This window comes from Chryseobacterium sp. MYb7 (assembly GCF_002979455.1).
GTDB lineage: Bacteria > Bacteroidota > Bacteroidia > Flavobacteriales > Weeksellaceae > Chryseobacterium.
Map to the genome: position 1 here is coordinate 69472 of NZ_PCOU01000018.1, position 23202 is coordinate 92673.

The window sequence follows — 23202 nt, forward strand, 5'->3', positions numbered from 1 at the left end:
GATTCTTTTAATTTGAGATTACTCAGCTTTTGGCCTTTCTACACTTACCTTCCAGTCATCACCAAAATACGCCTTCATTTCATTGTCCAGTTTTGTTTTTTTATCCTGATCGCCTTCGTATTTCAGAATCAGCATTGAGGCTACGAACCGCAGACTGCTTTGTTCTCTGGTTGAAGGCTCCATTACTTTTGCGATATCAAGGCACTTTTCAAAATACCTTATCATTTTATCTTTTGTCAAAACAGTATCATTCAGTGTTGCGATGATTCTGCAGCATTCAATAGCCATCGCATACTCTCCTATTTTCTGTGCTGTTTCTGCAGCTTTTTCAAATATTTTTTCTGCTTTGGATTTTTGGGAATTTCCTAAGAGATGACTTCCATAATTCATCAACATCTGAACTTCCAAAGGTGAATCCGTCATTACTTCTTCCAATATCGTTCTGTAAGTATCTTCTGCACGGTCTTTTTTCTTATCTGCGGTGTAAGCCTGTGTAAGCATAAAATAGGCTGAGATTTCTCCCTGTTTATTCTTTTGTTCTTTGGCCAGTTTCACCGCTGTTTTCAGGGCATGTTCTGCTTCTTTGAATCTTTCTTTGCTTAAATGATTACTCGCTACGAGAATCTGCTGCTGAAAGTCTGTATCCGGGCTGTTTTTCTTCCGGTTGGTATGTACCGCTGTATTCTGCATCAGCTGATGAATATCCACTTCTACCCTGAAACTATGTGCTGAAGGAATTTGTGACAACGTTCTGTAGGTGTGATGCTCTGCCCATACCAGTGTAATATCTTTATTTTCTGATGCTGCACAGATGCTGCACCATTCTTTCACCCATAGAGATAACTCTTCTTTATCACTGATCCTGAGCGGAGCAATGTAGAGGTAAATCTTGGAGTGCTGAATATTCGGGAAGTTTTTCTTTAATTCCAGCAGAGGATAAAAGGCTTTATAAGCATCTGTTTTAAATTTTTTTTCCGGATTCTTCAAATCCCATTGAGGAATATTTTCTTCACTTTTTTTCAGCATTTCATAGAACTCGGTCCATTCATCCAATAAAGTCTGTCCGAAGGAATTCATTCCGTTAAATTCCTGATAATGGAGTAAAAAAACATCATCACTTTCTTCGTCTTCAGAAAGTTTAGATTTGATAAATCCATCAAAAAGATCGGTTTCATGTTTCTCTCCTATACAGATCAGCATAGGTTTTTCTTCATTTTTCGAAACGACTTTCTGCCATTGTCTTTTTAATTTTACCAGCTCCAGGTCTACAGGATTCATTTTCTTTTAATTCAGTTTTACAGTTCCGCTTACAATATTTGTTTCACTTCCGCCTCCTACATTTATTTTTCCTCCACTGCTGAGGTTGGCTTCAGTATCACCTCTCATGGAAAGGGTTTTGGTTCCGATATCCAGAGTATCTGATTTGATTCCGATTCCTGAAGTAGGATCACCGTCTTCAGGTCCTACACCCACTCCAATACTCGATGTTCCCCCAACTCCGATATTAATTCCCTGTACAAATATTTCTTTTCCTTTGATCTGAATATTTCCGTCTTTATCCATATAAAGGGAACTGCTTCCGCAATTCAGAGTAATAGAAATCTTACTGTCTATCGTGATATTTCCTGCTCCATCCAGAAAGACAGAGTTTTGATCTTTATCTTTTACCGTAATTCCTCCGCCGTCATCAAGGCTCATGGTGTGGCCGCTTTTACTGCTTAAACTTTTAATATTATTTCCGGCTCCGCCACCGCCGCCGACTCCACCATGGAACATTCCTCCCATCACAAACGGACGGTCAGGATGCTGATGGGCAAAATTGACTACAACCTGATCTCCTTCTTCCGGAATGGCCATGAATCCACGATTTTTACTTACCTTTTCGCTTCCACCGCCATCTGGAGTCATTACTCTGATATATTCTGTAGTGGTAGAACCATTCTGCCAGTCGAACTGTACCTTCACTCTTCCCTGGTTTAAAGGGTCTGTATTGGAAATTACTTTAGCAAATTGTGCATCTGCTTTTGGAGTTTGAAACTCCGGGCGCGGAATAAATCCTGTGTCAGAAGCAATGGCTTCAAAAGTTCCTGTATAATACCCTCTTGCATCTACTTCATGTTGCATATCTACAATCATCAGTTTTGTGAAATATGTGGTTTCACTGCTTTCTGCTTTTCTCATTTCGATATCAGCAATACAGCCCGGATACAGGAAAGGTACTGTTGTAATCCCTGAAATAACAAATACTTCTGAGGCTTTGCTTCCGGCTGTTCCTTTCTGGGAATTTTCCACATCCATAAAAGACGTTGCTTTTATCGGAGCCACTCTTAATGAAGGAGTGGTAAAGGTTTTCTCTGAAATTTCATAAGCCCTTTTAGCAATATCCGAAGTATGATTTATTTTTGAATTCCCAGCGGTTAATTTTTCATTTTTACTGCTGTTATAGCCATAAAATGATGGATTCACGTGCTGGGCTTTCATTTTTATCTTTACATCGCTTACGCTGCTTCCGTAAGTCAGTTTTACTGGTTTTTCCTGAGGTGGCAATTTCCCGAAATGAAGCACTTCACCATCATAATAAAACTGTTCTCCATAGGCTTCCGCTATTCTTGCCAGATAGTTGTAATGGGTTTCTTCATATTGTGAGCTGTAGGAAACATTTCCGTGAGCTGCATCTACTCTGAAATCAAAGGAGTTTTGTCCTAAACCTTCTTTAATCACCTGATCTGCGATACTGTTCAGACTGATTTCCTGTGCTCCGCCAAAACTCTGAATATGAGGAGCCGCATCCAAAAGTACTGTTGGGCTTGATCCTGTAAGAACAATATTTCCCAGACTCCCTTTTTCCTGGCTAAAACCTACTTCAGTAATTACACCAACAAAGTTTCTTTCCGGGCCATCTTCAACGTCTTTATATTTGAAAATTACAGTAATTCTTTTTCCCAGAAAGTTTTGAGCTTCTTCCAGATTATGATTTTCTGAGCTTCCTAAAATATCGTGAGCCAGCATCAGATCAAATTCATGATGTTTTACAGCACTTTGTTTTAACTGAAAATGCTTGAAATGCTTGATCACTTTTCCGTCAATCACAATTTCAAGTTTTACCACACGGTTGATTCCCGCTACTTGATTACCGGGAATAGTATTGGCATTGTAAATTCCGGAAGTAGGCTGTTTAGACCATACTTTGTCCTCTACCAATGTGGGTGGATTAGGCTGCTTAACCTGATTCATAAACATTTGGGAACCGTTCTGAACCATCCCTGTATAGGCTTGAGCCTGAACCATTTTTTCAGTTGCTTTTTTAACGGTTCCGCTCGATTTTTCCTGGACTTCCTTGGCAGCTTTGCTTACAGCTTTATCTTTCAACGTTTGTTTTATATTATCTGCAGCTGGGATTTTATCTTTTGAAACAGGCATTTTGGGTGAATGATCGTCCTGAAACATAATTGTAATATTTTGATTGATTGAGTGTCAAATTTTTTAAGGCTAAAACCTACCTGAATTAAAACATTCAGATACATTTTCGTTATCCGGCTTTCATTCTGAAAAATAAAATGCGGATATTAAGATCAAAACAGGGTATAGAGTAATGTTAAAAAGGTAAAGCAGAAAATTTATCCCCTTTACTCCCTGTTGAATTTCGGGATTTCTCCTCTATTTATCGTTATGAGATGAAAGTTTTAATCATTATTAATTTTTTTGTCATTAGATTGGTGGTATTACAAAGATAGAACGGTAATTTCTATTCAAAAAATTTTCAGAAGCTAATCTGAAAATTTGTAGTAGTTCTACGACTTTTCATTAATAATTCCAAAATAAATGATTAAAAAAAAGAAATAAATACCTATCTACCAGAATGATATTTAACAATTTTTAATAAATAAAAACATAAAATTTATCACTAAAAAAAGATATAATTTAAAATCACGCTATAATTTAACAACAAAAAAACCAGCCGTAAATTGATTATTTGCAGCTGGATTATATGTAATGATTCAATAAATGAAATCCTTTTTACTGTTTTCTGAGTTCTGATACTTTTTTAAGATAAACATCAGTCTGATCCAAAAATTCCTGATCTGTCTCCTGAATTTTACTATGAGGCATAATCCCTTGTCCTCTTTTCTGGTCCGGAAGGTTTTGAGTATCCTGAATAACATGAACAATAGAAAATCCTGTCTGAATTCCGGTATTAGGAAGTTCATAAACCAATGGAAGATGTCCGTTGTGTTCATAATACCCTCCTACGGTTTCTTTTCCAATCACCACTGCATTAGTGTAGGATTTAATCAGTGAAGCTAAGTGTGAAGCTGCGGAAGCCACACGCTGGTCTACCAACAGATAAAGCTGTCCTTTAAAAGTTCTTTCATTCGGCATAACGGAAGGATTCTTATCATCTGCCCAATAATATTTTCCCTGAACATTCTTAGGATAAAGCTGTTTCAGATAAGCATTCAGTCCGTGCTTATCCTGCACTCCGTTGGAAAGAAAAAGAGAGGTAATTACCAGTTTCTCTTCCATAGGTACTTCATTGAACTTCGTATAAGCATAGTGGCTGTCACGAAAAGGTCTCTGGGTAAGATAAGAAAAAACTTTTTCATAAAGAGCTCCCGTACCCCCGGTATTTCCTCTGAGATCCACAATAAGATCTTTTATTTTTTCCTGCTCCAGGGTATCCATCATCTGATCAAGAAAAGCACTGAATTTTTTATAGGCGGGATCTTCTTTTCCTGTTGCAAAATCAAAACCTCTCACAGATAAACGGTATAGTCCATCTCCTTCTTTAGTAAAACTGTATTTTTCTGAGAGCAGTTTTTTGTCAAAAGTCAATGAATGTCTGGAATCCTGAAGCTTTTTAAAGTTTTCCAATGATATTCCCGGCAATGAAATTTCTTTTACATTTCCATTCCACTGATAGCTGATGACATAGTTTTTGTGAGTACCAAATTCTATATAAAATTTGTCCAGCATCCCTCTTTCAAAGCCTGTTGCTTTTTTGTAAGGCATGGAATATCCGTCAGAAAAATAGTATTTTGAAAAACGGCCAATCATTTCTTTGGCAGGAACTCCGTTGATAGAAAGGATTTCAGCACCTAAAGGCAATGCTACATCCTTTGAATCCTGAAGCAGACGACTGTCAATATTCTTCAATGTTATGGGTAAATATTCCGGTTTTTGGGTGAGATAATAAGAAGCATGATTAGGCAAATCAGTATAATTATGGCAGCTTCCTTCAAATCCGGTAACATTCGCTATTACTTTATAAAAGTCGAAAATATTTTTGCTGTTTCGGGCGTCTGCTTCTGCCTTCTGGTAGATACTATCTATCTGTTCTTTGGTTCTGTAGACATACAATCCTGAATTTGCTTTTTCTCTGATAGAACGGAATGTTCTAAGGTCTTCCACAAACTGTTCAGAAGTGAACTGGCCATCCAAAACTGCCACATTTTTAGATTCCATAATGGAAACTTTAGCTGTTTTGCTTTTCTCAACATAAGACTTAGCCCACACTTTCAGTTCATATTTTTTCCCTTTTTCAGGGGTAAAATAGAAGCGTTCAACACTTTTTATCCCTCTGGAATCATCCTGTTCTTTCAGTTTCTTTCCATCCATGAACAATGCAAGCCCCAAATTTGCATCCCCGGACTGTACCGAAATCCATGAAGGTTTATGAGACTTGGGAATATATTTTAATGTATCTCCCGGTTTCAGGTCTGAATGAGTCTGTGCATATGCACTGTTTAAAAGCAGTACAAGAGGAATGATGAAAGGTCTGGTCATTATTATTTTTTGAATGGGCTAATATACAAATTAACCTCAACGGACCGAACAGCCTTTATTCATCACCTTTGAATCTATAATTTCATGCTCATTTCCTGAACTTCTTCTGCAGAAAATCCATAGATTTGAGGTGTTTTTACATTCAAAAGATTCAGATAAATATAAATTTCAGCTCTGTGATGAATTTCATGCTCTATCATCGCACGAAGCCATTTCCAGATAGAAATTTCATTATTGGCGGGAGTTAAGCATTTACGGGTAAGATCTTCATCAGACATTCCGCTGATGATTTCCAGGGTCTGGCGATGCATTTCATTGAAAAACTTAACGGTATCTTCATAACCGTCAGCAAGCTCTTTCCCACATCCCGGATAAGCACTTTTCTTTCCTGAAATAGTTTCTCCATACATGTACCGTTCAATCGTTGCGATATGCCTTATCTGATCACCAATGGTAAATTTTCCAGGTTTATAAGTGAAGTCAATATGTTCGGGAGGTACCACTTCGATAATCCGGTTTGTCCTTTCTCTTATCTTTTTATAGTAATCCAGAAATGATTCTACAGTTTTTATTTCCATATCTATTCAACTTTGTCTGATCCTTTTCTATAGAGTGAATATAAGAAATCTTATGAGAGAAGTTTTTGATTTCCACTATAAACTATTCATAAAATTAAAAAAATCCCCAATAAGTGAGGATAAAATTTGGAACCTTATTAAATATCCAATATTTTAGTTAAAAAATAACCATGATGAAAATAGGAACCTGTGTGGGTATTATTCTATTATGTTTTAACCATATCACAGCTCAGTCTGCAAAAATTGATACTGAAAAACTTCTTGAATACTATGAAACACAACGCTATGCCGATGCCGCAAAATATCTTCAGAGCATATATCCCGGCGATACACAGGATATAAAAGCCCTTTCTCAAATAGCTTACTGTAATATGATGGCCGGTAAACTGCCGGAAGCTGAGAAAAATTATCAGAAAATCAATACTCTTCAACCTAATAACCTGCCTACTCTATTCAGTCTGGCCAGTATTAATTCAAGACGTGGTAATGCGTCCAATGCCAAGGGATATCTTCATCAGATTATTCAGGTGGACAGTCTTAATTTCAATGCTTATAAACAGCTTGCCATCTATGCAGATACTCCTGAGTCTAAACTTAATTATCTGAAAAAGGCCAATACCCTGAACGCTACAGATCCGGATGTAGCTTATGATCTTTCTCTGACTTACAGCAGTCTCAAACAATTTAAACCAGCTTATGATGTACTGAAAACAGCCATTGCTTCTGATCCTGAAAACTTTACTTTACAACAGGCTTTATTACCGGTTGCCAATCAGTTGGGAAAGTATCCTGAAGTGATTGAAATTGGTGAAAAACTCCTGAAAAATCATACTGATGTAAATGTGATGAATGATATGGGACAGGCCTATTTTTATGTAAAAGATTATCAGAAATGCATCAGTCTTTATAAAATGCTGGAAGAGAAGGGAGTGCAGAGCGAAGGCACCTTATATTTCATGACATTAAGCTATCGAGAAATGAAAGATTATAATAATGCTGCAATCTATGCTCAAAAAACAATTGATGAAGCGATTTCAGATCATACCACTCTTTACTATGCCGCACTGGCGGGAATTTATGAATCCAGAAATCAGTATAATGATGCGGTGACGGCTTATAAAAGAGGATTAACTTTTGGTACGAGCAATATTATTTATTATCGCTTGGGACTTCTTTACGATCTCAATCTGAAACAGCCTAAAAATGCTGCAACTTATTACCAGCTGTATCTTAGAAACAATCCGGATCAGGAAAAAGAAAAAGAACAAATTGCTTATGCTAAAGGCAGAATCCCTGGTTTAAAATAGTAAAAATTACGAATTATTTTGTGATTATAATCACAGATGAAATGATATGTGCCAGCTAAATTTGTATTTAACAATTAAAATAAGACTTATGAATAATAAAGGCCAAAACACAGCAGAACAGTTTATCCAATATTTAAATGAAGAAAATTTTGACAAGGCAGAAAGTTGTCTTGATCCTGGCTTTAAATTCATAGGAGTACTTGGAAAAAGAGAAGGAGCTTCTGTTTATATCACAGATATGAAGCAAATGAAGTTTAAGTACAAAATTCTGAAAGCTTTTACATCCGGCGAAGATGTATGTTTCTGGTATACCATTGACATGGGAGAAAAAGAAGTAGAGGCTTCCGGATGGTATCAGATTAAAGATGGAAAGATTCATACCTTAAAAGTGTTGTTTGATCCCAGACCATTATTAAAAGACTAAAATAAAATTAAGATTTTTGTCTCCATTTTTATGTTTCAATCGTCATTAAAATGAATAACAAAAAAATATAGATTATGAAAGAATTTGCATTAATCTTCAGACTTAAAGATATTTCCGACTTTAAACCTTCTCCAGAACAGATCCAGGAACGTCTGAACTGGTTGGGAAACATTGCCGCTCAGAATAAACTGGTCGATAAAGGAAATACTCTTCTGCCTGCCCCTGGAGCTGCAAAAACTGTAAAACCGGATAATATTGTAACCGACGGACCTTATACGGAAATCAAAGAATTTATCAGCGGATATATTATTATAAGAGCAGAGTCTATAGATGAAGCAGTAGAAATGGCAAAAGGAAATCCCATCTTTAAAATCGGAGGTAATATTGAGGTACGTGAAGTTTTGAAGGTATAAAAATAAGTATGAAGATGGAAGCCAGGAGTTGGAAGTTATTGCAGCCTAAGTCGAAAACTATTTTCTTTATTCTGCATTTTTATTAAATCCAGCCTACCTTTTTTCTCCAGACTACATACCCGGCATCTTTACTGTCAATTTCCGGAATCTCTTCAGGCTCTGGAATATTGCTAATTTCCTCTTTTGAAAGTGCTGGCAGATGTACCTTTTTACGTTCTTCGTTTAGGTTGTCTTTATTTTCTACAGGATAAATGGCTCTTTCAGCAGTCAGCTGTGTTCCATATTTCTGTGGCTTGCTTTGAAAAACCTGAATCCTATCGTATAAATAAGCTTTATTAGCTGGATTAATATCACCACCACTCTCTTCCATCATAATGCAGCATTCTTTCATAAATTCAGGCTCACCAATGGCATGCTGGATAATCAGCCACGCAGCCTCACTTGCTTTTTCACCCACTTTTGGAATGGTAGGATAGCCGATTTCCAATATAATTTCCCGAAGACGTTGTGCATTGGCTCTATGAATACGTTCCATTTCAGGATGATAACCTCCGGATAATTCTCCTGCTTCCAAGAGTTTTCCTCTTACTGACAGATCTTTATCAGCCATTTCAAGGAGTTCTTTTTCAAAAGGTAGATGATTCATACTATAAATGATAATTGGTGATTGATGATTGATAAGCAATTAATTTAATTAGTATATGAAAGGGTATCAAGGATGAAACGTGCTCTGCTTTCAACTGCAGATTTCGGGACTTCTATGAGATTGTATCCGTATTCCTGATAAATTTCCTTCATGCATTCAAAGGTAAGAATCGCTTTTTCAATGGTTTGTTTTCTTTCCTGATCATTTTCGTAAATTTCTTTCCATGGTGGAAGAATAAAAACATTGTTATGATACACCATTTCTTTTGCTTTCGCTTCCATGAATGCCGGAATTGGAATATTCTCAAGCCTCATATAACCAAGAGTATCCAATATTCCTCGGTCGAAGAAAACAGGTCCCACATTGTTCATCTGACTTATTTTCAAGTACGATTTTACAGATTCTTTAAACATCAGTTCTGCAAAAAGTTCTTTATTTATCCATGGAAGTCCTTCACCATTAGAATCAATTTGTTCCTTAATGATTTTCCTTCCTTCTTCAGGTACCGTTTCCAGTCCGTTTTTGTTTAATTCATCCAGCAAGGTCGTCTTTCCTGCTCCAGGACCACCCGTCATGATATATACTATTGAATTATCCTGCTTCATGGTTTTCACTTATATTCTGGAGAACTTATTTATTATTGTTAATGATATTTTTATACGTATTGATACGATCTTCTTCCTGATGCATATTGCATAATATGAGGAGATCATCCGTATTATATTTTGCTGAAACCTGCTGCAACTTTTGATTGACAGACTCTGGTGTTTCTATGATAATCCTATCCAAAATGGTAAAAAACTCTTCATCATCATGAGTTCCCAAAATCCTTTGCTCTACAACTTCAGGGGAAAGTACAGCATTGGGACTGGCCAGCTGCCGTGACTGTAAAAACTGATATGCCATACCATAAGCATTCCTTTTAGCCTGATCAAAAGTATCTGATACTGATACCGCCACTGCAATCTGTAAAGAAGGCTGAGAAAAATATTGAGTCTCATCGAATTCTCTGAGATAAACTTCTGTATTTTCCATCCCGTTCTCATTGTTCATAAAAGCAGCAAACGAATAGCCAATCCCATGTTTTGCAGCTTCTTTTGCAGAGGTCATTCCTGAGCCCAGCCACATGATCTCAGGGATGTGTTTTACTTGAGTAGGTTGTGCAATCAATCCGTCATAAATCCCTTTTTCATCTTTTATAAATTGAATAATCTCTTCCAGTTTAGTTTCCATATTGGATAGAATGACAGGTTTGTGATTATTCAAAGCCATCACCGCATCTTTCAATCCTCCGGGAGCTTTTCCCAGTCCGAGAATAAAGCGTTCAGGATAAAGGGTTGACAGCATTTTGGTCCATTCCGCGATCTTATAAGCAGAATAATTTCGCATCATAATGCCGGCCGTTCCTATCTTGATATGATTTGTTTTACTGAGTACAATCGCAGCTAATAATTCAGGGCTGGAACTTCCATAAGCTTCTACCCCATGATGTTCGGAATACATGATACTGTGAAAACCAGTTTCTTCAGCCAATAAAGCCAGATTAATACTGTTTTCCAAAGCAGATGCTGCACTGCCGCCCATGGTGGTAGGCGACTGGTCTAATATCCCTAATTTCAGCTTCATACTATTGAATCAATTTTATGGTGAAGGTATGAAAAAAGCTTTATTGAATGGAGAAATATCCGCTGGTCATTCTTTGGGTGGAAACACAATTCCTTCCTCTTTGATCAAATCATAACCAAAATTCATAATGGTTTCAATTACCGGAATCGCTTTTTTCCCTTTTTCTGTAAGACTGTACTCCACTTTTGGCGGCACTACAGGAAATACTTCACGGTGGATCATGTCTTTAGCTTCCAGTTCGCGCAGCTGGCTGGTCAGCATCTTATCTGTAATATGTGGAATATCTTTTTTAAGTTCACTGAAACGAAGAGGTTTCTCCTGTAACCTCCACAGGATAGGCATTTTCCAGGTTCCTCCGATATGGCTTAAAGCAAATTCAATAGGCGTATAATACAGTCTTTTATCATGGAAAAATTCAGGCATAGGAATCGTTTTTACCGTTACACTTTATGAAAAATAAGTGTTATCTAAAAAAATAATTTAATAAAAATTCAAAGAACCGGCTTGATTTCAATTGTTAAAATTTTAAAGTTTTATACTTAGAACTTAAGCATATTCAGCTGGCTAAATTCCTCTTTTCTGTATATTTTCTCAATTTTACCTTCTTTCAGTAAAGCTATTGTATCACAGGTATTAAACAGCGTTTCAATGATATGGGAACTCACAATAACAATCTTGTTTTCGGATTTCAGTTGTCTGATGATGTCATAAAGAAGATGAACTCCCTCAAAATCAACCCCATTGAAAGGCTCATCCAGAATATTGATTGGTTTATCCAACATCAGCATTCCGGTAAGTGCCAGTTTTTTCTTCATTCCGCTGGAGTAATACTGTACATATTTTTTCAAAGGGAGATTAAATTTTTCAATAATTTCTTTGATTTCATTTTCTTTTTTTGAAGTAAAATAAGCAAGATACTCTTCTCCCGTAATATAAGGATAAAAGTAGTTTTCAGTTTCAAGATAAGAAATCATTTCCCTTTTCAGCTGTTCATTCTTCCAGGTAATATTCCCTGAAAAAGGAACACTTCGGTACAGGGCTTCAAACAGAGTGGTCTTTCCTTCTCCATTTTTCCCAAGCAATCCTATTATACAGCCTTCTTCTACGGATAGATTCAGATTGTTTAAAACTTTCTGATTTTTAAACTGAACGTGTATATTTTTAATCTCCAACATAGGTTCTGATATTTTGAGAAGCTTCTTTGATATTTTTTTTCAGCAAAAATAAGGCTGGGAGAATGGTTATGCTGCATATTGTATATTCAATAAAAACTCCCATATTAAAGTAATTATTCTTTTCTTTATAATGATACTGCTTATATTTTCTGGTTAAAATCAGTAAAAAATACAGATTCATAAAAGTAAAATAATAAAGCAGATACAGACTTTCGGCAGGATTCAGGATCAGAAACAGACAGTAAGCCGGTAACAGTAAAATATTAAAAAACAAAGAGTTTCTTCTGATTTTCTCTTTCAAGGTATATTTTCTGAAATACATTTCCAGCATTTCTTTGTTTTCATTGGGTTCATAAACATGCGAGATATAATCCAATGCAAAAAATCCTGCCAGAAACAGAGTTACAGGATGGTAAGACGAGGAGCTTATCATCAACAATCCCAAAATTGCCAACCCTGTATTTTTTCTCAGGAAGCTTTTCCATTCAAACAAATCATCAGGAATACCATTCCATTGTAAAGTCAGCCAGGGTTGTTTTTTTGGAGTGATAAAAGGCAGTAAGACCAATAGCGGCAGTGGAAACAATACCGTTTTATCCCATTTATAATGGATATTTCCGCATAATAGGATGATGTAGATACATGCAGCCTCCAAAACAATAACCCACAGCCAGCCATTAACAAAAACTTTCTTCAGAAAAGGAATATCTTTCCTTTCATAGTGAAACAGTAGTGTAAGCATAAAAAATAATGGCGGATAATAATAGTTTTCCGGCAGCTTCATGAGCATCAGAATTCCAAGAATAATCAATACAGGAACGCCTGCTCTTGGATTCAGATTTAACAGTCTGAAAGTTTGATAGAATCTGAATTTTAGGTGATGTAATTTTTTTTTCAAAAGGATTAACTGAAGATTTTAAAGATAGCTATTTTAACAGAAGTATAGTACATCTATACCTCATTTTTTTCTAATAATATAATACAAAAAAGTGAGTAATAAAGCACCTCCCATAATGATCAGCCACCAGTAAGGCAAAACCCAAAGCACAAAATATTGTATGGAATTAACCAGATAGAAAAACATATTCTCCGAAGGATAAACCTGTCTGAAGGCAGAATCTGTAAGCCCCAGAATATAAGCTAACAAAGACAGTATCATGATGTTTATGATGAACACTTTGAGTATATTTTTCTTCATAGCCATATTTAAAAATAAAAAAGTTGAATCGCTATCAAACTATCTGTTCCCAGTTTTAAACTTGATAAGAAGCTTCTCGTCTTTCAGAGAATAGCCCTCTTTGGATCTGAAACTTTTATTGGTAAGAAAAAATTCATACTCTTTATCAGGCTTAAGATTTACACCCAGGACCAATGTTTTATCATTGTTTTCCATTCCAATAACTTTGGTGATCGGCATATATTCTTTTCCTTTTTCTGAAAGATTGAAAGAATAATATTCCGGCACCATCTCCTTTGAAAAAGTAATTCGTATTTCTTTTGTATCAGGGTTTACACGTACAGAACCATTTACAGGATCTATTTTTACAACAGCGGGCGAGTTTTTCTGATATTCCTTCATCAGATCTTTCGTTTTTTCTTTAAAAAATTTTGATTGGGTAAGGAAATCCTCAACAGCCTTATCATTGTCATAATTCAGCTCAATGATATCTTTGATAGCCTGTTTTTTATTTTTGGCATTCTGGTAATACAATTTACTGATCTCATACCCTACATAATATCCTAAATCTGCACTTTCTCCTTTATCTCTTCCATTATAAAGCCAGTTGGCAAGATTTCCTGTGAACATGTCTTTTTTAAACCGATCTTTCACTTTATCTGCATGAGCCAGTCCATAAGATACATATTTCCTTTCCAGAGGTTTATTCATCACAAGCTCAGCAATCAGGTCGCATGATCCTTCTTTTATAGATTGATTTAAAACCCTTCTGCGGTTGCCCGTTTGCTGGGTATGAATATATTCATGAATATTCAGAGAAACAATATTATCCAGAGACTGCATTGCAAAAACGCCTTTCAGCCATTCATCTTTGAATTCTGAAACATCTGTAGACGAAAGTCCTGTGGCAAGTTCAGCTCCTACCAGCACCATATTATCACTCACCGTTCCTCCGGAATTCAGCCCGCCAATGGTAAAATACATTTCAGCATCTTTAAGTTCAGGATATATTTCTTTTAACTTGACAACACTGGCTTCCAGTTCATTGGTTTTGGTTTTTATGGTCAAAGTATTGGGTCTGACAGAATTCCAGAATTTAGGATATTTATCAATGACTTTTACATATGCACTATCATTATAATTTCTGGATTTCATAAAAGCTTTTAAGCCTTTTGTAGCTTTATCGGTATACAATCTTTTTATCAGATCCAGTTTTTGGGTGTGATTGTCTGTCTTTTGAATGCTGTCATAAGCGACCCAAAAATTATCAATATCTGAAGTGAAAATTTTGGCCGATTTTTGTGAAAAAGCACTTGCAAATACAAGTGAGAAAATAATGGAGGTAAAACGTTTCATGATTATTTTTAACAGTAACAATGATACATACAATTATTGTATTTTACAACAGTCTTTTTACCGTATAAACACGGTACATTTTAAAAGAATAAAGACTAAAAATCTATCCTAATAACTCCAACAAAGAAAGATTACAATCTTGGGGTTGTTATTTATTTATATCAATTCCAAATAATTTTAATTCTTTCCATTTTATTGTCGCAAATATTTAATACTTTAGCTTAATAATTTGAACAAATGGGAATAATCCTTAAACCAATTGATATTGTAGATGATATTTCACAAGAAGATTTCCGTGAAAAATATCTAAAGCCATGTAAGCCAGTGGTAATCAAGAATATGGCAAGAAAATGGCCTGCCTACCAAAAATGGACGATGGAGTATATGAAAGAAGTAGTAGGAGACGTTGAAGTTCCCCTTTACGACAGTTCCAAAGCAGATCCTGCCGCTCCTATCAATACTCCAACGACGAAAATGCCTTTTAGCGAGTATGTAGACCTGATTCAAAGGGAGCCTACTGATCTAAGAATATTTTTCTTTGATCCTATAAAATTTGCACCCAAACTTCTGGACGATTATGTTCCGCCAAAGAATCTGATGGGAGGATTTTTAGATAAATATCCGAGTATGTTTTTTGGAGGTAAGGGCTCTGTGACTTTCCTTCATTATGATATTGATATGCCGCATATTTTCCATACGCATTTCAATGGAAGGAAACATGTCCTTCTGTTTGAATACAAATGGAAATCAAGGCTTTATAAACTTCCATATGCTACGTATGCACTGGAAGATTATGATATTGCCAATCCTGATTTTGAGAAATTCCCGGCATTGGATGGTATTGAAGGCATCGAGTGTTTCCTTGAACACGGAGATACACTCTTCATGCCTACCGGATGGTGGCACTGGATGAAATATCTGGACGGTTCTTTCTCTATTTCTCTGCGTGCATGGGACAAAAGCTGGGCTGTAAAAGCACATTCTCTTTGGAACCTTGCTGTTCAGCGTAATTTTGATAATTTCATGAAAGGACGATACAAAAAAAGGTATATGGACTGGAAAGAAAGAAAAGCAGTAGAAATAGCGAATAATGCATTAAAAAAAGGGCTTCCTAAATAGCCCGGAAGCAATTCTTATACAAACAAAGAGTGGACGGTTTATTACCATCGTCCACTCTTTTTTTATTCGTGGACTTATTATGGAAATATCATTTAAAATTTAATTAAATTGCATATTACGTTCCCTAATACCCGAATATATGTTTGAAAAATTGATCGATAGCTTCGAGAAACTGTGTCTGCAGATTATTATTGAAATATTGTTGGTTCCGGTAACCATTTTCAAATTGTTTCAGGATCCCCGCCGCTGCTATGATCTTTCTGTACACGAGATGGAAAAGGAAGAAACTGAACGTTTTCACGACTACCTCTCTCCTATCAAGCTTTCTGTTTATACCTCTGTAATTGTCTCCGTGCTTTTAATGGATTATGGTGGTGAGCACAACATTATTTCAAAGATCAAGGGGCTAAGCATGGTGGAAAAAGCTCTGTTTATATTCCTGATGAATAATATTACTGCAGTACTCTTCAGTGTTGCTCTATTATGGTACAAAAAAGAGAAAATCAATACTGCAGCTTTCCGAACCCTCCTGTTTTCTTTCATTTATACAACCGTGTATACTTCTACTCCATTTTTTATATTAATCAGTTCTGTTATGTTTTTAGGTCAAACCTTAAATGTAGAATCTTATCTGGATCACCTTGGCAAGGCAACTGAATATGGAACAAGAGATTATGTGTTTCTTCTGGTCTTTCTGGTCTTTATCATCATTGGGATTATAGGGATCTTTAAGCTTTTCAAAGCTCTGCATTATATTCTTAAGAATAATTTCAGTTACCACCCTTATGTTGTATGGTTTTTTACGGTACTTTTCTTTGTGATACAGCTTTATTATACCCGGGGGTTTATTTAATACCAATCTAGCCTTTTATAACATACCAGTCTGTTCATATTTTGTTTAAATTTGCGGAAATCTTAGATTATGTCCCGACCTCGAGAAAGAATAGTAAGCACCGCAATGGTTCTCTTCCATAAGCAAGGTTACAATAATACAGGCATTAACCAGATTATTGAAGATGCAGGGGTATCAAAAGCAAGTTTTTACCAGCATTTCAGATCTAAAGATGAGCTTTGTATTGAATTTCTCAATAAAAGATATGATTATTGGGTTTCTGAGCTTGAGCAATTCACATCAGAAACAAAAACCGTACAAGAGAAATTCCAAAAATCTTTTGATTTCCTGATTTACATGAATCAAAGAGAAGATTTCAGAGGATGCAGTTTTCTGAATATTTTGTCGGAAATTCCTTCAGACAAGGAAGATATTCACCAGGTGATCCGTACTCATAAAAATAAGCTGAGAAAAAACTTCAATGAAGTTCTTCAAAATGATATGGTTTCAGCTCATATTTATCTTCTTTTTGAAAGTGCCTTACTCACCAGCCAGCTTTACAGATCGAATGAACTCATCGAAAAATCTAAAGTTATTGTGCAGGATATATTGAACGTCTCCTATTAATCCTTCAGCTATGCATATTCCTGATCTTCATTCTTTTTTAAAAACTGTTCTTCATTTATCATCCGAAGTTATTTATCCTGCTAAAACCATTCTGCTTGAAGAAGGAAAAGTTTCAGATAAAATGTTCCTTGTAAAAAACGGAGCCTTAAGAGTATTTTTCTATCAGGACGGAAAAGAACTTACATTGGATTTTATAACAGAAAACCAGGCTGTTTCATCCTTTGACAGCTTTTTGAATGGGATTCCCAGCGATTTCGTTATTGAAACTCTGGAATCTACTACAGTCTATGAGCTTCATAATGATACTTTTCATAAGCTCATGGAAAATCAGGAATTTCAGCATACTTTTCATCCGCTTTTTTACAAACGCTTCAGCGAAATCAATAAAAGGCTCATTTCTTTCATTAAAGATTCTCCTCAACAAAGATATGAACAACTTATCAAAAACAGACCAGAACTTCTTCTCCGCTTTCCACAGCATTATATTGCCTCTTATCTTGGTATTACCAGCGTTTCACTAAGCAGAATACGCAACAGGAGATAATTTCTTTACAATTGTTATCGTTCAGTCACTAATCTGTAAGGTAATTTTGCTTCAAAATAATAAAGGTATGAAACATTTTATCCAACAGGTATTCAAAGAGGTATTAGAAAACCCGGTATTTGACGAATCATTAATTGAGAAATATTTTTCAAAAGAATACATTCAGCTTGTAGATCATTCTCAACTGAATTATGACCAATTTGTCCTGCACATCAAAAAGCTCAAAGAAAAAGTGGCTGAACAGAAGCTTGAAATCGTTAGCTATGCTGAAAATGGTAATATTATATTTACCAATCATATCGCAAAATCCACATTAAAAGATGGAAGTGAAGTTGTGCACAAAGTACTGGCAGAATTTACCATCCACAATCATCAGATTATACGATGTGATGAATTGACTTTACTTATAGAAGGAGATGAAACTGCAAAAAATTTAGGATCCGAAAGGTAATTACTCACTCTATGTTCCCTTTTAACAGACAGCTTCTATATTAACAATTCTTAAGAAAACCTTAATTTTCTCTTTAACATCTTTTCCAAACAGACGTTTAATTTTGTTACGTTTTTAATCTAATCAAAAGAAAAAGTGAAAAAAATTTTTACATCTGTTCTATTTTGTGCCTCTATTTTTTTCTATGCACAAACCGGATCTCTTTCCGGGAATATCAATGACGATTCTAAAATTGCCCTGCCAGGAGCCAAAATCTCCTTAAGTCCGGGAAATATCTATACCACATCAGATGAACACGGAAATTTTGTATTCCTGAATGTTCCTCCGGGAACGTACACCATGAAAATTGATTATTTGGGTTATGGTGTGCATGAATACAACGTAACCGTAGAACCTGAGAAAAATACGCGTCAGAATATCGTTTTCGACAAGAAAGAAACCTCTATTGCAGAAGTTGTTGTCTCCGGAGCTACGTTGAAAAATCAGGCAAGAGCTTTAAACAAGCAAAAAAGCAATGCGAATATTACCAATGTCATTTCATCGGATCAGATCGGCCGTTTTCCTGATGCCAATATTGGGGATGCCTTGAAGAGAGTTCCGGGAATCACGATACAAAACGATCAGGGTGAAGCCAGAAACCTTATCATCAGAGGACTTGCTCCTAATCTTAACTCAGTGACCCTGAATGGTGACAGAATTCCGTCTGCTGAAGGAGATAACCGTAATGTACAGATGGATTTGATTCCTTCTGATATGATTTCCACCATAGAAGTTAATAAAACCCTCACTCCGGATATGGATGCCGATGCCATCGGAGGTTCTATCAACCTTATTACCAGAGCCTCACCGAACGGACAGAGAATTTCAGCAACTGTTGCAGGAGGCTACAACCCCATCCGTGAAAAAGGAAATTACACTGCCGGATTTGTCTACGGAAACCGGTTTTTAGACAAAAAATTAGGGGCTGTATTCAGCTTCTCCTATAACAACAACAATTTTGGCTCTGATAATATAGAACCCGTATGGAGCCAGGCGAATGATCTTGCGCAAACCGTTTATGTAAGCAAAATGGGGGTACGTTATTATAATGAGCATCGTATCAGGCATAGTTTTGATCTTAATATGGATTATGAATTCAATTCCAAAAATAAGATCTACGCTTCTGCCATGTACAATTTCAGAAATGATAAAGAAACCAGACTGGCTTTAGGATATAAAATAAAACCGGTCTACAATGCAGATGAAACGGAGATTACAGACTGGAAAGGCAGTATTACAAGACAAAATAAAGGTGGGAATGCTGATAATGACAATACCCGTCTGGAAAAACAAAGAGTTCAGAATTACGCTTTAAGAGGAGAGCATTTATTAGGTTCTAAAGTAGACCTTGACTGGTCCGTAAACTATGCCATCGCCAGTGAAGATAAGCCTCATCAGCGTTATATAGAGTTTGAAAACAGCAAAATGAATTTTTCTCCAAACCTTAGTAATCCTGAAAAACCCATGTTCAATCTTCTGACTGCAGACAATTTGGGCAGTTATAAACTGAGCGATCTTTCGGATGCCAACAACTTTACACAGGAAAAAGAATTGGGAGCAAAAGTGAATGTACGCTTTCCTTTTTCAGTGATTGATGGTCAGAAAGGTCGTCTTCGAACAGGTTTCCGTATGCGTTTGAAGAAAAAGGAAAGAGAGAATGATTTCTATGCTTTTACACCAGTCAACAGTTTGGGAAGCCTTTTATCCGTACCTACAATCAATCTTGACGGTCAGAACTTCCAGGCTGGGCATTATGTTCCGGGAACTTTTGTGGATCCGGCATTCCTTGGAAGTTTGGATTTATTCAACCCTACTTTATTTAATGGTAAGCTTAAGCCTGAAAAGTATCTTTCCAGTAACTACAATGCAAAGGAACAAATCTATGCGGGTTATATCCGTTGGGATCAGGATTTTAATGACAAATTATCCATGATCGTTGGAGCACGTTTTGAAACCACCCAAATTGATTATACCGGAAATTATGTGATGAATGAAAAGGATCTGGTAGGGCAGATCAATAATACCAACACCTACACCAACGTACTTCCCAATATTTCCTTCAAATATGTTCCAATGCAGGATCTTGTACTTCGCACAGCATTTACTGCCGCCCTTGCCCGCCCGAATTATTACTCGTTGGTTCCGTACCTGAATGTTATATCAGAAGATGAGATCGTAGCAGCCGGTAATCCAAACTTAAAAGCAACCTATGCCTATAATTTTGATTTTATGGCTGAAAAATATTTCAAGTCTGTTGGGATTCTTTCAGGTGGAGTTTTCTATAAAAATCTGAACAACTTTATTTACACCTATTCTAAAAGAAATTATACGGCCAATGATTTTGCCAATGATTTCGCAGGGCAAACCAACCCTATTCCTGCCGGAGAAAGCAACTGGAAATTCACCCAGCAGCGTAATGGTGACAATGTAGACATCTATGGTTTTGAAGTCGCTTTACAAAGACAGCTTGATTTTATTCCGGGAGCCTTCTGGAAAGGACTTGGAGTGTATGTAAACTATACCTACACCAAATCCAAAGCAAAAGGAATCACCAACGAAGATGGAGTGGAAAGAACGGATGTAGGGCTTCCGGGAGCTTCTCCTCATATGTTCAACGGATCACTTTCCTGGGAGAATAAACGTTTCTCAGCAAGAGTTTCCATGAACTATGCTTCTCACTATATTGACGAGCTTGGTGGTAAAGCGTTTGATGATCGTTATTATGATAAACAGTTTTTCCTTGATGCCAATGCTTCTTACAAGATCACAAGCCAATTGAGAGTTTTTGCGGAAGCCAATAATCTGACCAATCAGCCGTTAAGATACTACCAAGGAATCCAAAGCAGAACTGCTCAGGCAGAATATTACAGACCTAGATTTACAATGGGAGTGAAATTTGATTTCTAAATAAATATGAAAAACATACATTACATACTGGCTATTTCAGTTCTTCCTTTAGTGATCAATTGTACAGGGCAGAAAGAAATAACAGAAAAATTAAAACCTACCGTTATTACAGAAACGGTGGTTCATGATACAGATGATCCTGCTATATGGATCAATCCTAAAGATGCTTCCAAAAGTATCATCATCGGGACAGATAAAGATACTGATGGCGGATTGTATGCCTTTGATCTTAACGGGAAAATTATCAATAAAGTGTTAGGATTGAAGCGTCCAAACAATGTTGATCTTGAATATGGTTTTATTTTAAATGGACAAAAAACAGATATCGCGGCGGTAACTGAAAGGGAAACCAACAAAGTAAAATTATACTCGCTTCCTGAACTAAAAGAATTGGGAGAAATCTCAGTATTTGAAGGAGAATCAGAACGTGGTCCAATGGGAATCTCAATGTACAAAAATCCGGAAACGGGAGATATATTTGTGATTGTTGGAAGAAAATCCGGTCCGTCTGACGGTTACTTATGGCAGTATCAACTTTCTGAAAAAAATGGTTCCATTACAGGAAAAGTTGTCCGTAAATTCGGGAAATACAGTGGCTTAAAAGAGATTGAAAGCATTGCTGTAGATGACGAAATGGGTTATATCTACTATTCTGATGAACAGTTTGGAGTTCATAAGTACTATGCAGATCCAGAGAAAGGCAATGAAGAATTATCCGTTTTCGGCAAAGGCGATTTTAAATCTGATGTGGAAGGAATTTCAATTTATCCAACCTCTAAAGGAAAAGGATACATTCTGGTTTCCAATCAGCAGAATGATACCTTCAATGTTTATTTAAGAGAAGACCAATCCAAAGGAAGAATTGCAGAAATTCCGGTGTCTACGCTGGAAAGTGATGGTTCTGAGGTGACGAATATTAATCTAGGTCCAAAATTCCCGAAAGGAGTTTTTGTGGCGATGAGCAATGGAAGAGTATTTCACTTTTATGACTGGAGGATTGTTGAAAAAGCAATAAAATCAGTAGTGAAAAATAATAAATAAAAATAATCTTTTAAACCATTAAGGTTTGATAAGGGTTTAAGAGTATTAAGCTGAGCTAAACAGCCATTGCGAACCGGAGGTGAAGCAATCTCACGAATTCTGTTTAGCTTAATACTCTTCACTTTTTCATTCTTCTTAATTGTTTATTTCTTAAAAGTTTTTCAACGCAAAGTTGATTCTAAGGGTTGTAATATTGTAATGGTGCTAAGAAAGAGTTGATTTGCAATCAACCGATGAAGCAAAATTTTTATCCATGAGCTTTTCAAGCAGCTTGCTGCAAAATTTTGCTAGATCAGAAATAATAAAGTTTATTTCTTAAGCTTTGCGTTAGAAATAATCGCATTGTTATACCATCACAAAAACTTCCCTCTCCCAGCCTCCCTCTTCCCTCCTACTTATACGTCCCAAACACCCTATCCCAAATAGAAGTATAAAATCCAAAGTTTTTACTTTCATCCAAATGATGCTGGTTATGAAATCTTGTTGTTCCCACAAAGAAACGATCAAAAGAAGCAGGAAAAAATTCTCTGTTCAAATGTCCTATGGTTCCCCAAATGAGGTTGAGTAAAAGATATATTGAAATAGAAATCACAGAAAAATCATAACCTATAAGTAAAGCCAGCATCATCAACCCAAATCCTATGGTTTCGAAAGGATGAAGTACAAAAAGGCTCAAAAAATTGGTACTGACATGCTCATGATGTTTTCCATGCAAAGTTTTATAGATGAAAGGTAAATGAGCTGCAAAATGAAAGAAATACATCAGAAGATCCATTAAGAGAAGCAAAGCTGCCACTTCCGCTATGACTCCAATCACAGATTGAGTTTGTCCCATCACAATCCATCCGTTTTTCCATAGGAAAGCTCCTAACAACAGTACCAAACTGTTACATAGTACAGTAAGCAGACTAAGGTAAAAATCGGATCTTGTGACAGGATGATTTTTCTCCTGTAACTGGCTTTTACGGCAAGTTTTTTCTATAAAAACAGATAAGCCTATAGAAAACAGATACAGAACAACATTAATGGTCAGACTGAATATGATCCACTCTGGCCAGGAAAACTGCCAAAATATCTGTAGATAACCGGAAAGTTCTGTTTGATTAAAATTCATAAGTCCTTCATCCTTCAGCTTGATGTCATAAAGGTATGAATT

General features: G+C 36.2%; 23 protein-coding genes. 10 read left to right on the forward strand and 13 right to left on the reverse strand.

All coding sequences use genetic code 11. The features are described 5' to 3' along the window. Positions 1-18: 18 nt before the first annotated feature. From CQ046_RS14900 to CQ046_RS14915, 4 genes are all read right to left on the reverse strand, one after another. Positions 19-1278, reverse strand: a complete 1260-nt coding sequence (locus tag CQ046_RS14900; RefSeq protein ID WP_105703030.1) for a tetratricopeptide repeat protein — start codon at positions 1276-1278, stop codon at positions 19-21. A gap of 6 nt (positions 1279-1284) precedes the next feature. Beyond that, positions 1285-3447 carry a type VI secretion system Vgr family protein gene (locus CQ046_RS14905; RefSeq protein ID WP_105703031.1) on the reverse strand — a complete coding sequence of 721 codons (2163 nt, stop codon included), beginning with the start codon at positions 3445-3447 and terminating at the stop codon, positions 1285-1287. 570 nt (positions 3448-4017) lie between these two features. Next, entirely contained in the window at positions 4018-5784 is a 1767-nt protein-coding gene (locus CQ046_RS14910) for a S41 family peptidase (RefSeq protein ID WP_105703032.1), read from the reverse strand. Positions 5785-5858: 74 nt separating this feature from the next. After that, on the reverse strand, positions 5859-6362 hold the full coding sequence (locus tag CQ046_RS14915) for a DinB family protein (RefSeq protein ID WP_105703033.1): 504 nt from the start codon (positions 6360-6362) through the stop codon (positions 5859-5861). Between the two features lie 170 nt (positions 6363-6532). On the opposite strand from CQ046_RS14915, the gene CQ046_RS14920 reads away from it, so the two are divergent. The 3 genes from CQ046_RS14920 to CQ046_RS14930 all read left to right on the forward strand — a co-directional run bounded on the left by CQ046_RS14920 (position 6533) and on the right by CQ046_RS14930 (position 8506). After that, positions 6533-7669, forward strand: a complete 1137-nt coding sequence (locus CQ046_RS14920) for a tetratricopeptide repeat protein (protein WP_123906633.1) — start codon at positions 6533-6535, stop codon at positions 7667-7669. A gap of 88 nt (positions 7670-7757) precedes the next feature. After that, entirely contained in the window at positions 7758-8093 is a 336-nt protein-coding gene (locus CQ046_RS14925) for a nuclear transport factor 2 family protein (protein ID WP_105703035.1), read from the forward strand. 74 nt (positions 8094-8167) lie between these two features. Further along, on the forward strand, positions 8168-8506 hold the full coding sequence (locus tag CQ046_RS14930; protein WP_105703036.1) for a YciI family protein: 339 nt from the start codon (positions 8168-8170) through the stop codon (positions 8504-8506). Positions 8507-8588: 82 nt separating this feature from the next. Here the strand turns inward: CQ046_RS14930 and CQ046_RS14935 are convergent, their stop codons facing one another. The 8 genes from CQ046_RS14935 to CQ046_RS14970 all read right to left on the reverse strand — a co-directional run bounded on the left by CQ046_RS14935 (position 8589) and on the right by CQ046_RS14970 (position 14486). Continuing rightward, the gene (locus CQ046_RS14935; RefSeq protein ID WP_105703037.1) at positions 8589-9152 is read right to left on the reverse strand and encodes a DUF6624 domain-containing protein; all 564 of its coding nucleotides are present in this window, start codon (positions 9150-9152) and stop codon (positions 8589-8591) included. Positions 9153-9196: 44 nt separating this feature from the next. Beyond that, positions 9197-9757 carry an AAA family ATPase gene (locus CQ046_RS14940; RefSeq protein ID WP_105703038.1) on the reverse strand — a complete coding sequence of 187 codons (561 nt, stop codon included), beginning with the start codon at positions 9755-9757 and terminating at the stop codon, positions 9197-9199. 25 nt (positions 9758-9782) lie between these two features. Next, a complete protein-coding gene (locus tag CQ046_RS14945; protein WP_105703039.1) occupies positions 9783-10778 on the reverse strand; it encodes an MsnO8 family LLM class oxidoreductase in 996 nt (331 codons plus the stop codon). Positions 10779-10844: 66 nt separating this feature from the next. After that, positions 10845-11201: a winged helix-turn-helix transcriptional regulator gene (locus CQ046_RS14950; protein WP_105703040.1), complete on the reverse strand. Its 357-nt coding sequence runs from the start codon at positions 11199-11201 to the stop codon at positions 10845-10847. A 116-nt stretch (positions 11202-11317) separates the two neighbouring features. Next, complete coding sequence (locus CQ046_RS14955; RefSeq protein ID WP_105703041.1) at positions 11318-11953, reverse strand: ATP-binding cassette domain-containing protein; 636 nt, start codon at positions 11951-11953, stop codon at positions 11318-11320. Next, positions 11940-12851: a hypothetical protein gene (locus CQ046_RS14960; protein WP_105703042.1), complete on the reverse strand. Its 912-nt coding sequence runs from the start codon at positions 12849-12851 to the stop codon at positions 11940-11942. The genes CQ046_RS14955 and CQ046_RS14960 overlap by 14 nt, the downstream gene beginning before the upstream one ends. A gap of 60 nt (positions 12852-12911) precedes the next feature. Then, positions 12912-13151, reverse strand: coding sequence for a hypothetical protein (locus CQ046_RS14965; protein ID WP_105703072.1), 240 nt, complete (start codon positions 13149-13151; stop codon positions 12912-12914). 39 nt (positions 13152-13190) lie between these two features. Continuing rightward, positions 13191-14486 carry an Ig-like domain-containing protein gene (locus tag CQ046_RS14970; protein ID WP_105703043.1) on the reverse strand — a complete coding sequence of 432 codons (1296 nt, stop codon included), beginning with the start codon at positions 14484-14486 and terminating at the stop codon, positions 13191-13193. Between the two features lie 237 nt (positions 14487-14723). Here CQ046_RS14970 and CQ046_RS14975 point away from each other — a divergent pair, with 237 nt between their 5' ends. The 7 genes from CQ046_RS14975 (at position 14724) to CQ046_RS15005 (ending at position 22046) form a co-directional block, all read left to right on the forward strand. After that, positions 14724-15605, forward strand: a complete 882-nt coding sequence (locus CQ046_RS14975; RefSeq protein WP_105703044.1) for a cupin-like domain-containing protein — start codon at positions 14724-14726, stop codon at positions 15603-15605. 139 nt (positions 15606-15744) lie between these two features. Next, positions 15745-16458: a hypothetical protein gene (locus CQ046_RS14980; protein WP_105703045.1), complete on the forward strand. Its 714-nt coding sequence runs from the start codon at positions 15745-15747 to the stop codon at positions 16456-16458. Between the two features lie 69 nt (positions 16459-16527). Further along, entirely contained in the window at positions 16528-17064 is a 537-nt protein-coding gene (locus CQ046_RS14985; protein WP_105703046.1) for a TetR/AcrR family transcriptional regulator, read from the forward strand. 10 nt (positions 17065-17074) lie between these two features. Further along, positions 17075-17608 (forward strand): Crp/Fnr family transcriptional regulator, encoded by a 534-nt coding sequence (locus CQ046_RS14990; protein ID WP_105703047.1) that lies wholly within the window; start codon positions 17075-17077, stop codon positions 17606-17608. Positions 17609-17675: 67 nt separating this feature from the next. Further along, positions 17676-18059 (forward strand): hypothetical protein, encoded by a 384-nt coding sequence (locus tag CQ046_RS14995; protein WP_105703048.1) that lies wholly within the window; start codon positions 17676-17678, stop codon positions 18057-18059. A gap of 135 nt (positions 18060-18194) precedes the next feature. Continuing rightward, positions 18195-21005: a TonB-dependent receptor gene (locus CQ046_RS15000; protein WP_105703049.1), complete on the forward strand. Its 2811-nt coding sequence runs from the start codon at positions 18195-18197 to the stop codon at positions 21003-21005. 6 nt (positions 21006-21011) lie between these two features. Next, positions 21012-22046, forward strand: coding sequence for a phytase (locus tag CQ046_RS15005; RefSeq protein WP_105703050.1), 1035 nt, complete (start codon positions 21012-21014; stop codon positions 22044-22046). A gap of 391 nt (positions 22047-22437) precedes the next feature. On the opposite strand, the gene CQ046_RS15010 is transcribed toward CQ046_RS15005, so the two are convergent. Next, positions 22438-23160: a sterol desaturase family protein gene (locus CQ046_RS15010; RefSeq protein ID WP_105703051.1), complete on the reverse strand. Its 723-nt coding sequence runs from the start codon at positions 23158-23160 to the stop codon at positions 22438-22440. Positions 23161-23202 lie beyond the last annotated feature (42 nt).